11 protein-coding genes and 1 pseudogene are annotated in these 13,349 nt (G+C 68.2%); 4 read left to right on the plus strand and 8 right to left on the minus strand.

Annotated elements, in window-relative coordinates:
* Window positions 1-440 precede the first annotated feature (440 nt).
* Window positions 441-1,646: an MFS transporter gene (locus ACLJQ7_RS15215; protein WP_410648851.1), complete on the minus strand. Its 1,206-nt coding sequence runs from the start codon at window positions 1,644-1,646 to the stop codon at window positions 441-443.
* 73 nt (window positions 1,647-1,719) lie between these two features.
* On the opposite strand from ACLJQ7_RS15215, the gene ACLJQ7_RS15220 reads away from it, so the two are divergent.
* Both ACLJQ7_RS15220 and ACLJQ7_RS15225 read left to right on the plus strand, forming a co-directional pair.
* Window positions 1,720-2,274, plus strand: coding sequence for a CGNR zinc finger domain-containing protein (locus tag ACLJQ7_RS15220; protein WP_410648852.1), 555 nt, complete (start codon window positions 1,720-1,722; stop codon window positions 2,272-2,274).
* A gap of 174 nt (window positions 2,275-2,448) precedes the next feature.
* Window positions 2,449-2,880, plus strand: coding sequence for a DUF6892 domain-containing protein (locus tag ACLJQ7_RS15225; RefSeq protein ID WP_034321823.1), 432 nt, complete (start codon window positions 2,449-2,451; stop codon window positions 2,878-2,880).
* Here ACLJQ7_RS15225 and ACLJQ7_RS15230 read toward each other — a convergent pair.
* Window positions 2,852-3,054, minus strand: a pseudogene (locus ACLJQ7_RS15230) (hypothetical protein); the annotation flags it as partial. The gene ACLJQ7_RS15225 and the pseudogene ACLJQ7_RS15230 sit on opposite strands and share 29 nt — an antisense overlap.
* Before the next feature lie 29 nt (window positions 3,055-3,083).
* Complete coding sequence (locus tag ACLJQ7_RS15235) at window positions 3,084-3,965, minus strand: helix-turn-helix domain-containing protein (RefSeq protein ID WP_410648853.1); 882 nt, start codon at window positions 3,963-3,965, stop codon at window positions 3,084-3,086.
* 63 nt (window positions 3,966-4,028) lie between these two features.
* Here ACLJQ7_RS15235 and ACLJQ7_RS15240 point away from each other — a divergent pair, with 63 nt between their 5' ends.
* A complete protein-coding gene (locus ACLJQ7_RS15240; RefSeq protein ID WP_410648854.1) occupies window positions 4,029-4,940 on the plus strand; it encodes a phytanoyl-CoA dioxygenase family protein in 912 nt (303 codons plus the stop codon).
* Between the two features lie 126 nt (window positions 4,941-5,066).
* Here the strand turns inward: ACLJQ7_RS15240 and ACLJQ7_RS15245 are convergent, their stop codons facing one another.
* The 5 genes from ACLJQ7_RS15245 to ACLJQ7_RS15265 are packed head-to-tail and all read right to left on the minus strand — an operon-like array spanning window position 5,067 to window position 11,376.
* Window positions 5,067-6,848, minus strand: a complete 1,782-nt coding sequence (locus ACLJQ7_RS15245) for a bifunctional metallophosphatase/5'-nucleotidase (protein WP_410648855.1) — start codon at window positions 6,846-6,848, stop codon at window positions 5,067-5,069.
* A 10-nt stretch (window positions 6,849-6,858) separates the two neighbouring features.
* Window positions 6,859-8,199, minus strand: coding sequence for an ABC transporter substrate-binding protein (locus tag ACLJQ7_RS15250; protein WP_410648856.1), 1,341 nt, complete (start codon window positions 8,197-8,199; stop codon window positions 6,859-6,861).
* 17 nt (window positions 8,200-8,216) lie between these two features.
* On the minus strand, window positions 8,217-9,053 hold the full coding sequence (locus ACLJQ7_RS15255; RefSeq protein ID WP_410648857.1) for a carbohydrate ABC transporter permease: 837 nt from the start codon (window positions 9,051-9,053) through the stop codon (window positions 8,217-8,219).
* Window positions 9,054-9,065: 12 nt separating this feature from the next.
* A complete protein-coding gene (locus ACLJQ7_RS15260; RefSeq protein WP_410648858.1) occupies window positions 9,066-10,016 on the minus strand; it encodes a carbohydrate ABC transporter permease in 951 nt (316 codons plus the stop codon).
* 22 nt (window positions 10,017-10,038) lie between these two features.
* The gene (locus ACLJQ7_RS15265; RefSeq protein WP_410648859.1) at window positions 10,039-11,376 is read right to left on the minus strand and encodes a glycoside hydrolase family 36 protein; all 1,338 of its coding nucleotides are present in this window, start codon (window positions 11,374-11,376) and stop codon (window positions 10,039-10,041) included.
* Window positions 11,377-11,475: 99 nt separating this feature from the next.
* On the opposite strand from ACLJQ7_RS15265, the gene ACLJQ7_RS15270 reads away from it, so the two are divergent.
* Window positions 11,476-13,158, plus strand: coding sequence for a beta-N-acetylhexosaminidase (locus ACLJQ7_RS15270; protein ID WP_410648860.1), 1,683 nt, complete (start codon window positions 11,476-11,478; stop codon window positions 13,156-13,158).
* The last annotated feature ends 191 nt before the right edge of the window (window positions 13,159-13,349 follow it).

The following is a 13,349-nucleotide window of genomic DNA, read 5'->3' on the forward strand; positions in this document are numbered from 1 at the left end:
GGAGCCTACCGAGCCATATTGGTCGGTTCTGGAAGTTCGCCGGGGTCTTGTATGTCCTGGGTCCAATTCAGCTCTGGACACACCGGAATCGCGCTCCCTGGTCACCGATTGCCGGCCACCCGCGCCGAGTTGCTCGCCCGCGCCGGCAGATTCGATGAAGCGTTGCGCTCCTTCCACACCGCGATCACCCTGTGCGGCAACGAGGTCGAACGCGCGCACCTGGCAGCACGACGCGCCGGGTTTGCGTGACCGGACCAGCTGAACGAAGGCACTCCTCCCGTCGATCCGCGGCCTTGGCATGTCGCTCGGGGTAGCGGTTTACGGCAACATCCTCAGCCACGAACTGGCAGGCATTCCCACGATGCCCGCGACCACTGCGGACGCCATCCCGGACATACTGGTCTGGACCATCCCGCTGGCGGCGGTCCCCTCTCGACAGCTCATACACCGGACGTGCGCTCCTGCCGGGGCTCCGCCGCGACGTGGGCATGTTCGCGCCGTCGATGCTTCCGGGCAGTGAGCCGCCGATCCAGCAACGCGGTGGCGACCGCCGTCAGCGTGATCGCGGCCGTGGAGATGAGAAGTGTGCGGCCTCCGAGTTCAGCCGCGGCGCCGGCCAGGGCTGCGCCCAGAGCGGCCATCGCGACCTTCAAGCCGGCGCTGGTGACGAATACTTGTGCCCGGGCGCCTGGTGGCGCGTAGCGGGTGCGAGCGGTGAGGGTGGCGGTGAACGATGTCGCGTTCACCAGTCCAAGCACGGCGAAGCCGGTAATCGCCGTCGGATAGCTCGTGGTGAGGGCACACAACACGGTGACCACGGCCAGGGAGGCGAACAGCCGCACCGCCAGGATCTCTGGTTCACCCCGCAACGGCCACGCGGTCACCAATGCCGAGCCCGCAAGACCGCCCGCACCGTAGGCGACGACCAGCGCCGCGCCCGCGGTGGTGTCATACAGCTCATGCCCCAGTGCCACGGCCACGACCGGTAAAGCTCCCAACTGGACCGCGGACAGCAGCGTCAGCACCGTCACCCGCCGCAGTGGCGGCACAGCCACCAAACTCTTCAGTCCTGCCCTCAGCCCCACCGGTTCCCGATGCGCCGGTGTGTCACCGAGAGGCAACGTCAAGATCAGCGCGGACGCGACGAGAGTCGCCGCGGCCAGGCCCAGAACGGCGGGGAGCGGGCCGGTCAGGCCAGCGAGCCCCGCGACCGCGGCGGGGCCCGCCGTTCCGCCGATTCCGTAGGAGAGCGCATCCCAGCCTTGGTTGCGTCTACTCGCGCCAAGATCGTCCAACACGCTACTCAACCCGCCGGTCAGCAACGGTCCGCAGCATCCCGCCACCCCGACCGCGAGAAGCGCCACGATCGCGGGCAACCGGGTGATCGCCAGCGCGCCAGCCGACAAGGCGGTTCCGTAGAGCAGATAGGCCGCCGCGAGCAGGCGGGGCCGCTGAATCGCCTTGTCCAACCGCGCCGCCAGCCATGGGCCCAGCAGGTGTGGCGCGTTGAGCGCGGCGATGAGCAGTCCGCCCATGACCGGAGGCAGACGCTGGTGCGCGGCGAGCAGAACGAGGCCGACCGTGGCGCCGCTGTCGGCACCGCGAACCAGCACCGCAGCCGTCAGATATCTGACCAAACCGGGCATTCCGCCTCCGTCACCCCATTAACAGGTGACGGCAACACTGGCATAGGGCCGCGTCACCGGTCAATATGGTGACGTGTTCACCTTTCTCAGCGGCAGCCCGTGCCTGGATCTGACGACAACCCTGCAGGTCCGGCACCAGACCAGCCCGCGAGAGCTGCTGGCCGCTCCCGGCGACGTCACCCGCTGGTTGGAGCAGGCCGGTCTCGGCGCCGGAATCGCGGTCGACCCAGAAGGGCTCCGTCGAACCATCGCCCTGCGCGAAGTCGTCAACCGTCTTTGCCGAGGGACCGGCCGGGCCGAGGACCGCGCCGCTCTCAACGCCGCGGCGGTGCATCCCCCGCTGATACCCCAGTGGACGGGTGACACCGTCGAATTCCGAGGCGATCTTCGGCAGGCCCTTTCCACTCTCGCCCGCGACGCCATCACCTTGTTGGCAGACAGGAAAACGGGCCGGATCCGAGAGTGCGACCACCCCGACTGCAGCCGGCTCTTCCTGGACTCCTCCCGCTCCGGCCGCCGCCGCTGGTGCGGGATGAGCAGCTGCGGAACCAAGGCGAAATCAGCTGACTATCGGCGCCGGAATAGCGACCGGGCCCGTCGGACCGGGGACTATCTCCGCCCGGAGTGACTCTTCACCTGCTGGCCGCTCCGTGATCGTGAGGTGCTGGGCCGCTGGGAAGGCACACCGAGCTTGTCCCTGGGGTATCGGCCGAGGTGCGGTCGCAGGGAGAGCCGGACGTGCGACCAGAAGACCGGCAGGGATCTGCCCGGATTGTCGGAGCGGTCTGGTAGATCATGGGGCATGTTCCGCGACTTCAACTTCAAGCTGCTGGTCATCGACAAGCTCATGTACCAGGACAAGCTCATCCAGCCCCGTTTCCGGATCGCCGACATCCTCCACGCCAAGGGCGCCACCGGCGACCTGTGGAAGTACCTGCGCGAACAGGACCTGCTGAACACCGTCCTCGAGGAAGCCCGCCAGTACTTCACCGAATTGGAGATCACTCCCGAACAACTGGCCGCCGTGGACGAACTGACCACTGACGGCGGTTTGGAGATCTACCACCAGTGCTCCCCGTTCTGGGACGGCGAGGACGACCTCTTCGACGTCACCTCACTGGACGACCTCGCCCTGCTGCCCAACCTCCGCGTGATCCACGGCGGCGACGAGGCCATGATGGCCGCCCCTGGCGCCGAGGACACTCTCAAGGCCCGCGGAATCGCCGTGGGATGAGCCCTTCTCGTCGTCGTTGACGGCGGGTCTCGATGTGGTGCAGGACGAGGATGATCGCGGTGGCCGGCGTGGGCGACGACGGAGTTCGGCCAGGACTTTCCAGCTCATGTGCGGTGAGACGGCGCGTTCGCCGAGCGCGCGGATGCGGGCGTGGGCACGGTTGACCGCCTTCTGTACAGCACCGTCCAGGATCCCCGCACACGTCAGTCCCAACCGGGAACCTCGCCGTTGTGCCGGTAACTGCTCGGCGGCAGGCCGAACTCGCGGCGGAACGCGCGGCTGAAGTGGAACTGGTCGACGTAGCCGACGGTGCCGGCGACCGCGGCGATGGACATTCCCGTGCCGGTCAGCAGCCGAGCCGCGCGGTGCAGGCGACGGGTGCGCACCTCCCGCATGGGGCTGTGGCCGGTGGCCCTCGCGTAGAGGTGGCTGAAGTGTGACGGTGACAGCCCGGCGGTGGCGGCGAGCGAGTTCAGGGTATGCGGGGCCTCCGGTGTCTCGGCAATGAGCTGCTGCACGCGGGTGATGCGCGGGTCAGGGCCCGGCGGTGCGGCGGGAGCGCCGGCGAGGTCGGCCAGGCGCACGATTTCCTCGAGCACGCACAGGGCGAGGGCCTGCTGGTCGGGGCGGGTGGCGAAGGCAGGGAGGTGGACCGGTGACGGTGGGATGTGATCACCGGTGAGCCGGGCGTAACGGCGGAGTCGGTCGAAGGCGGCGTCGATGGCCTCCGCGGCGCCACTCGCCGCCGGTGTCAGATGACGACTCGTCCCGAGCCAATTTCTTTGTGGTGCGTGGAAATGTGCCCACAGCAGCGACCATTCCACGGCGTCGGGGGCGACTCCATAGGTGTGCCGCACACCCGGTTCGATCAGCACGAGCCGCCCCGCGCTGGTTGTCAGGGCCGTTTCCCCGTGGCGCACGGCCCCGCGCCCCCGCGTTGTCCACATGAGCAGCCAGCTCGGTGAGCCGGTCGGCCGGATCGCCTCGACGCGTTTGGTGAAGGTGCTCTCTCCGACAACGAGCAACCCGGCCGGAGGCGAGGGCGTCGTAGCAGGATCCGTCATCTTCCCGGCAGGTTCAGCCATGTCCGCGATGCCCCGCCCTTCCTACAGTCGAAACCGTCGAGACCCCCACGGCGGAGGCAGAACATGGAGCAGTTGATCGATTCCAGCGACATCATCGACGACGTCGCGGCACTACGGGAGCGCATGTCCGAGGACGGCTACCTCTACTTCCCTCGCCTGCTGCCCAGCGACTACGTCACCGGTGTTCGCGCCGACATCGCGGCCGTGCTCCACGACAGCAGGTGGCTGGCCTCCGGCACTGAGCCGCACGAGCTGCGGGCGTCCGACCGGGTGGTCGAGGAGGGCGAGTCCACCTTCTTCGGCATGTACTCCGCCGTGCAGGCGACGCAGTCCTTCCACGAGCTCAGCGAACGGGAGGAGCTGCGCGGCCTGGCTCAGCGGCTGCTCGGCGAGGAGGTCTTCTGTCACCCGTTGCACATCGCCCGCGTCACGGCGCCGACGCCGCGGGCCACACCCACGCCCGCTCACCAGGACTACCGCCTCATCCAGGGCGCGGTCGACACTCTGACGATGTGGATCCCCCTCGCTGACTGTCCCTCCGACGCCGGCGGGCTTGAGGTCCTCGCCGGGTCGCACAAGCTCGGCGTGCTCGGTGTGTCCCGGGCGGAGGGCCCCGGCGGGGTCACCGCGCAGGTGGCGGGCAGCGGCGTGGACGACTGGCGCAGCACCCACTTCGGCCAGGGGGACGTGCTCATGTTCACCAGCCTCACCGTGCACGGGGCCCGCCCCAATCTCAGCGACCGGCTGCGGTTGTCGGCGGACATCCGGTGGCAGGCGAGGTCGGAACCGGCCGCCTTCATCGACGGCTACGAGCCGTTCCGGCCACACTTCCACCCCGACGTGCCCGACTGGCCCACCCTGACCCGGGGCTGGACTTCGACGACCAGCATCGAGATCCCGGAGGGGCTGACCTATGTCCGCAAGTTCGACTCGATGAGCGAACACGTGCCAACCCCTCCGTCCCGGTTCAGGTGAGCCGGCGCGGTGACCGGCCTCCTTGCTCACCCAGCCCCGATGTCCGTGAAGGCCTCCTTGAGGGACCCAGAGTCCCTCAAGGAGGCCTTCACGGACAAGCCTTGACACGACAAGGTGGGCACCGGACTACGCCGGTGCGGGCCGGACCCGGTCGAGCTTCGGCGGCCGGACCGGCGACCTCGCCTCCAGGTACCCCCAGAGCGCGTCCGCACCGGAGTAGCTGCTCCGATCCTGTTTCCTGGCGTCGAAAAGCGCCGTGAACCCGGGTGTGGCGTTGCGGGCGAAGAAGTTGTTGGCCAGGGTCGCGATCCGGTACTCGCGGTCGGCCTTCACCGGCTTCCCGTTGACCCGGATCTTCTTGATGTCGACGTGCTGCCCGAGCGGGGCGCCGGGGTCGTAGGTGTAGGAAACGTTGCCGGAAACGGCCATGTGCCGATACGTCACGACACCGTCGGCCCCCCGCTGCCATTGGCTCTCGATCAGCTCGTCGAGTTTCCTGCCGGTCACCGTCCCGCGCACGACGGCCGGGCCGATGCCGTTCTCGTAGACCGTGCCGAAGACCAGCTCGGAGAACAGCACCCGTCCCGGCGCGTCCGCGGGATTGGCGGCATTGGGGGCGAATGGTATGTCGCGCAACAAGATTCCCGGCATCGCGACCGCGAGATCGGCCTGTCCGTCCCTGTTGGCCGCCCAAAGGAACGCGTCGGCGGTGGCGTTGCCGAGCGTGGACTCCTCGTCGGTGCCGGAGGTGCGGGTGAGATCACCGGTGATGGTGGCGACCTGCTGGTTGCCCCGCGCGGGGAGCCGGTCCTTCCAGTACTTCGCCATCCGCTGCACCTCGGGATCCGGTGCGACATCGCGGGTGTTGGCGTGGCTGACCGACGTCGTCCGGTCCCGGCGGACATCGCCGGTCACCGGGTCCAGCTCCAAGTTGATCTCGTTGATCAGCCTGCCGTGATTCGCCGCATCCACCACCGGGCGGGGATCACCGGCCGGGTCGGGCAGCATGCAGTTCACCAGCGCGTGCCAGTGCCCGCCGACGATGGCGTCCACCGCCGGGCTGATCTGCTCGTTCATGTCGGCGAGCGGGCCGAACGGTGCGGTGCAGTCGTTGTACCCCGCCCCGTTCGTTTGCGAGAACCCTTCGTGCACAACGGCGACGATGGCCTGGACGCCCCGACCGCGCAGCTCCTCGGCGTAGCGGTTGATCGTCTCCGCCTCGGGCAGGAACTTCAGTTCGCTCGGCCAGTAGGAGAGTTGCTCTTGCGGTGTGTGAGTGGTCGTGGCGTGGATGAATCCCACCGGGAGCGTGCCGCCGCGACCGTCGTCGACCTGCCGCACGTGATACGGCTTGACCAGCGGCTTGCCGGTGGCGTCGTTGATCACGTTCGCGGAATAGTAGTCGAAGTCCGCGCCCTGGAAGCGTTTCCCGGTCGAGTCGGTGAAGCAGAGGTCGCGGTCGGGGCGGCCCCGGCAGGTGCCCTTCATCATGTGCTCGAGGTAGGCCGGTTTCCGGTCGATCTCGTGGTTGCCCACGGTGGAGAACTCGACGCCGATCATGTTCATGTACTCGATCGTCGGCTCGTTCCAGAACCACGCGGTCTCCGACGGCCAGCCGGAGAAGTCGTCGCCGGCGGAGAACAGTACGGAGTTCTGCGGTGCGCGCAGCCGGTTGAGGTGCGAGGCGAGATATGCCCCGCCACCCACGGTTTTCGCGGGCTCACCGGCACGCGAGCCGGGCACGGTCGTGGTGTACTCGCCGAAGTAGCCGTGCAGGTCGGTGATCGACAGCAGCTGCACGGGCACCCCGGGCGCGGGCTCGGCCGTCGCGGCCGGTGCCGGTGAGACGGCCAGCAACGCGGCGGTGGCGATCGCCGCCGCTCGCCATCTCTTGGGTGATGCGGACATGGCAGACCTCTTACTTCTCGGGGGTGAGCAGGGCGTTGCCTTGTTCGACAGCCTCCCCGGCGGCGTCGGGGACAGCGACCGATCCGAGGTACATGTCGTTGAAGATCTGGTTGATTTTGGGTTCCGCCGCGGCGAAGCCGGACACGATCGGGAAGTTCACGGTCTTGCCACGCGCCTCGTCCAGGAACGGCTGGGTGTCGATGCCCTTGGCCTTCCAGTGCTCGACGTAGCGCGGGGCGAGGTCGTTGATGGCCGGGAAGACATAGCCACCCTCGGCCATGATGGCCTGCGCCTGGGGGGTGGCCAGGAACGACACGAGCTGCTTGGCCTGGTCGGGATGCTCGGTGCGGGAGTAGACCGCCTCGCCGAGGCCGTTGATGATCACGACGCGGCCTGCCTTGCCCGCGGGCAGCGACGCGGTGCCGATCGGGAAGGTCGAACCGGGGGCGACGAAGGGCAGCAGCGCGTTGTTGGCCGGGAAGACCGCGACCTCGCCGCGCTGGAACATCTCGGTCGCACGGCCCGCCGGCGGGTTGGTCTGCTCGGCCGGCGGGGACACGTGCCACTTCTTGATCAGGTCGACGCCCCACTGCAACGCCTCGACCGAAGCGGGCTCGTTGAAGTTGAACGCGCCGTAGGGCTTGGTGATCGTCGTGCCGCCGTTGCTCGGGATCCAGTTCAGCCACTGGGTGCCCGAGTGGTTCCAGGAGGCGAAGCCCCACCGCTTGACCTTGGCCGGATCGAAGCCGGACTCATCGGGGTGTTTGCCGTTCGCGTCGACGGTGAGCTTCCGCATCAGCGGCAGGAACGTCCCGGATCCGTCGGGTGCCCAGGTCAGCGGCTCGGTGGGCATCGCGACGCCGGCTTCGGCGAAGACCTGCTTGTTGTAGAGCATCCCCGGTACGCCCCAGTCCTTGGGGGCGGCGTACATCTTTCCCTTGTAGGTGAAGGAATCCACCACGTTGGCGTGGTACCTGTCCTTGGTCAGTCCGGACTTCTCCACGGCGTCGGTGACGTCCATCAACGCGCCCTTCGTCGCCAGTTCGGGGAAGTTCGCGGGCGTCATCCAGAACACGTCGGGCGCGGTGCCGGAAACCATCTCGGTGACGAGCTTGGTCCAGTACTGGTCATAGGGCTGAAGCTCGATCTTGACGTCGATGTCGGGGTGCGTGGCCTTGAACGCCTCGAAGACCTTCTCGTAGCCTTTCTGCTGCTGTTCGTCCCAGATTCGGTAGGTCAATGTCGTCTTGCCGTTGCTGTCGCCGCTGCCGCCGCAGGCGGCGACCAGCCCGACCAGCGCGCCGACTGTCAGCGCGCTGAGCATCTTCCGGCGGAAAGTCGAGAGCTGCATGGGGACACTCCTTTGTGTCACTTGAGTCCGGTCAGTGCGACCGACCGGACGATGTAGCGTTGGAAGAAGACGAAGACGAGCAGCATCGGCAGCAGCGTGAGCAGGCTGCCCGCCATCATCCGGGTGTAGTCGATGCCGATCTCCGAGCGCAGGGCGGCGATCGCGACAGTGACCACGCGGGTGTCCTCGCTGCTGGTGATGATCAGCGGCCACAGGAAGTTGTTCCAGGACGAGATCACCGTGACGATCGCCAGCGTGGCCAGGATCGGCCTGCTCAGCGGCAGGATGATCCGCCACAGGATGGTCAGATGCCCCGCGCCGTCCACCCGCGCGGCCTCCTCGATCTCGCGCGGGATGCTGCGGAAGAACTGGCGCATCAGGAAAATCCCGTACGGCGTGCCGAAGACGTACGGCGCGACGAGCCCGTACCAGCTGTTCACCAGGTCCAGCTCACGCATGATCAGGAACAGCGGGATCAGGGTCACCACGTTGGGCACCATCAGGGTGGCCAGGTACAGCCAGAACAGCGAGTCGCGGCCACGGAAGTCCAAACGCGCGAACGCATACGCCGCCAGCGTGGTGAAGATCAGCTGCCCCACGGTGAGGACGGTGACGAAGATGAAGGTGTTGAGGATGGACTGCGCGAAGTCCGAGCCCAGCAGCGCGCCGAGGTTCTCCAGCGTCGGCGAGGACGGCGGCGCCCACGGTGCCGCCTCGAAGAGCTCACCGCGCGGTTTCACCGCGGTCGAGACGATCAGCCAGTACGGGAAGACCGACATGGCCGCCCCGATGATGAGCGTCGCGTAGAGGGCGGCGCGGCGGGAGGGCCGCCGCCGCCGGGTGGTCGTGGTCACGGTCGGCTCCTCTCAGGTCAGGTCGTAGGTCGTGGTGCGGTTGAAGTACCGGACCTGCGCCATGGTGATCGCGAGGATGATCAGGAACAGCACCATCGCGATGGCGGAGGCGTAGCCGAAATCGAACTGCCGGAACGCGGTCTGGTAGATCGTGTAGTTGATGACCTCGGTGCTGTTGCCGGGACCGCCGTTGGTCATCACGAAAACGGTGTCGAAGACCTGGAACGAGCCGATCACGTTGGTGACGAGGACGAAGAACAGCGTCGGGCGCAACAGCGGCAGGGTGATCGCGAAGAACTGCCGGACCGGCGACGCCCCGTCCAGCGTGGCCGCCTCGTAGAAGTCCTTCGGGATGGACTGCAACCCGGCGAGGAAGAACAGCATGTTGTAGCCCGCGAACTGCCACACCTGCGCCGCCGCCACCGAGGGCAGCGCGAGGCCCGGCGAGGACAGCCAGCTCGGCCCGTCGATCCCGAAGATCTCCAGGAAGGAGTTGACCGCGCCGGTGGCCGGGTCGAAGATCCAGCCCCACACCAGGCCCATCACCACCGGCGTCGCCATCCAGGGCAGGACGAACAACGCGCGGAAGATCTTCACGCCGCGCACTCGCTGGTTGAGCAGCAGCGCGAGCAACAGGGCCAGCACCGTCTGCACCGGGATGGTCAGGACCACGTAGGCGACGGTCACCAGCAGCGAGTGGCCGATCCCGCCGTCGGCGAAGAGCCGCTCGTAGTTGGCCAACCCGACGAACTCCGGCGTGGCCAGCAGCTTCCAGTCGAACAGGCTCAGCCCGGCGACGATCAGTACCGGCAGCAACAGGAACGCCGCGACGCCGAACAGGCTCGGGGCCACGAAGGCATACGCCGTCAGGGTTTCCCGTGCCCGCCGACGACGTCCCCGTGGCGGCACCGGCCGGGTCGAGGCCGGGGGCGGCGGGGTCGGTGCCGTGAGGACCTGAGCCATGGCGGACTCCCTTCCGGAGAGATCAGGCAGGACCGGTTGACGGTGTGAGCAGCTCGCGGGTGCGCGTGGTGCCCCATTCGTCGAGGTCGGCGAGGCGATCGCTCGAACACCTCCACCCACCGCTGGAGGCCACGTGATCCGCCCAGCCGGCGCGGTCTTCCACGCGCGGAGACACCAGCAGGCAGTCGGGGTCGTTGACCCACAACCGGCCGTGCATGAACTCCCGCGCGGCCCCGGCCAGCCGCGCGCCGAGCTGCGAGGGCTGACTGACGTCCCCGGACCTGGGTTCGACGGCGACCGCGGTGTCCGGGCTGACCCGCATGGCGTCGACGAGTCCCACACTGGGCAGCATCGGTGCGCCGCAACCGAGAACGGTCGAGTCCGGCCCGACCGCATCGCGGATGATCCGCATCCCCGCCACGTAGGCGTCGTGCCCCGACACATCGGCGTGCCGCTGGCCGGGGTGCGCTCCGGCGTAGACGTAGTCGATCTTGAAGAACGAAAACCCGGTCGCCACAAGGGATCTGAATACGCCACCGAGATGCTCCGCCGCGCCGGGGTGCGTCACGTCGAGCACCGCGATGTCCCGGTCCCACTCGCGCATCGCGGGCGTGTCCCGCACCAGCCAGTCCGGATACTCGGTCGCCACCCGACTGTCGGCGGCGACGAAGAACGGCGTCAGCCAGATGCCCGCCCGCCGCCCGGTGTCGGCGACGCGTTTCGCCACTCCTTCAAGGGATCCGAAGCCCGGCCGGATGTCGAGCCAGTCACCGATCGCGTTCTGGTAGCCGTCGTCGAGCTGGATGATCTCCAACGGCAGCTCCAGTCGTTCGGCGTGCACCAGGGTGTCGGCGATGTCCTGCTCGGTGACCTTGTTCCAGTGCCCGTACCAGCTGCTCCACCCCGGACCGAGCGTTCGGACCGCCGTCACGCCACCGCCGGCCGCCACCTCCTCGGCCCAGGCGACGAGCGCGCGCGGGAGATCGGCGTGCTCGGTCTCCCGGACAGCGCCCAGGCTGGAGACGACGAGCCGGTCCCCGAGCGCCTGCACGCGGATGGAGGGAACTTCGGCGGAGTGATCCACCGCGGACCACGACCGCACCGGGCCGCCGTCGCCCGGGTCGATCACGACAAGTCCCTCGCCCTGGAAGCCGGATTCCGGCATCGGCCGGTCGAAGCGGAAGCAACTCGCCGCGATCTGCGCAGAGGACGGCCGGGGCGAGGTCGCGTCACCCGCGTAGGTGCCGGTGGGACTCCAGGACTGCCAGCCCTGCTCGAAGACGCGCGCCCGGGCCGGCACGCAGGCAACCTCGGCGATCGGGAGGTACATCAGCGTCCCTTCGTGGTGGTTTTCGTTCATTTATGTGCAGACTAGCCATCAAAAATGCATTATTGTGCGTACTCTAAACGATGAGTGAACAGAAAGAAACATGTTCACGCATACAGGGAGGCGGCGATCATGAGCAACGACGACGCGCGAGGGCGAGCGGCGCACCTCGTCCCCCAACCTCACTCGGTGCTGCTCGGCGCGGGGGTGTTCCAGCTTCCGGCCGAACTCCCGGTGCGCCTTGACGTGCCGGCTGAGGAACGGGCGGCGGTCCTGCGAGCGATCGCTCTGCTGCCCATGGCCGGCAAGGTGGTCACCGAACCCGCAGGTCTGCGGGTGCTGCTCCGCGCGGGCGCGACCCCTCCCGAGGGTTTCGTGCTCGACGTGACCGAGACCGGAGTGACCATCACCGCGGCGGACCGTTCCGGTGTCGTGTATGCCGTGCAGACCCTGCGTCAGCTTCTGCCCGACGCCGCTTACCGGCAGGCCGCGCCGTCGGACATTCGGTGGGTCGCACCGGTAGTCCGCGTCGAGGACAGCCCACGATTCCGCTGGCGCGGAATGCTCCTCGACGTCGCCCGGCACTTCCTGCCCAAGCGGGAGGTGTTGCGTCACCTCGATCTGATGAGCGCGCACAAGCTGAACACCCTGCATCTGCACCTCAGCGACGACCAGGGCTGGCGGGTGGAGAGCCTTCGCTTCCCGCGTCTGCACGAGGTCGGCAGCTGGCGGGCGACCAGCCAGGTCAGCCACTACTCCGACGAGGTCGTCCACGACGGCACACCGCACGGCGGCTACTACACCCGCGACGACCTCGCCGAGATCGTCGCCTACGCGGCGGACCGCGCGATCACGGTCGTCCCGGAGATCGGCGTTCCCGGCCACACCGGCGCCTTGCTGGCCGCCTACCCGGAGTTCGGGTCCCCGTCCGTGCCGGATCGCGCGGTGCACCCGAACTGGGGTGTGCACGACGCGCTCCTGGCTCCGTCGGAGCAGTCCCTGGAGTTCCTGCGCCTCCTGTTCGACGAGCTGCTCCCGCTGTTCCCTTCCCCTTACGTGCACGTCGGTGGCGACGAGTCCGTCCTGCGGGCGTGGGACAACGACCCGGTGGTGCGTGCGTTCGCCGACAAGCGGAGGCTCTCCGGGAGTGCCGAGATCTTCGCCGCCCTGATGGCCGAAGTGCGGCACATGCTGGCCGAGCACGGCAAAACACCCGTCACGTGGGACGACAGCTTTGCCGCGCAAGGAGCCGCGGCCGACGCGGAATCGACCACGACGCTGGTCATGGCGTGGCGTGGCGCGGAGGTCGCCCGCCGGGCGGCGGCAGCCGGTCACGACGTCGTGCTCTCGCCGGTCATGCCGACCTATTTCGACTACTTCCAGGAGGCCCACCCCGACGAGCCGCTCGCGATCGGTGGCCCGGTCACCCTCGACGACGTCGCCTCGTGGGAGCCGATCCCGCGGGACTGGTCCGAAACCGAAAGTGCTCGTGTGCGAGGGATCCAGTGCCAGATGTGGACCGAGTTCGTCGAGGACCCACGACTGGTCGACTACCTCCTGTACCCGCGAACGTGTGCCTTCGCGGAGATCGCTTGGGGCTCCCGCACGCAGGATCTCCACCGGCGGCTGCCCCGCCACCTCGACCGGCTGGCGGCGGCCGGAGTCGAGTTCCGCCCGCTGACCGGCCCGGCGCCGTGGCAGCGCGGCGGCACCGGTCGGCGAGCCCATCGCGCCGGGGTTCCGATGGCCGAGCGCCTCGCGAACTACGCCGACGCGGCCGCGACCGGAACCGTGGCGGATATCCCTGACGGGTAAGAGCCGATTGGCGGAGCCGAGCTCGAACTCGGAAAACGGACGTAACGCGTGAACCCGCCCGGCCGAAGGCCCCGCTATCGCGGTGGCAGGGCGCCCTTTCCCAGCGAACGTGAGAGGTTTGATCAGGCAGCGCTCTTCCGACGCGATCGCGGACGCGGGTTCACCAACAGACACCAAGGAATTCCGCGCGC

Origin of the sequence: Amycolatopsis sp. cmx-4-54 (genome assembly GCF_046548895.1) — a bacterium.
Taxonomy (GTDB): Bacteria; Actinomycetota; Actinomycetes; order Mycobacteriales; family Pseudonocardiaceae; genus Amycolatopsis.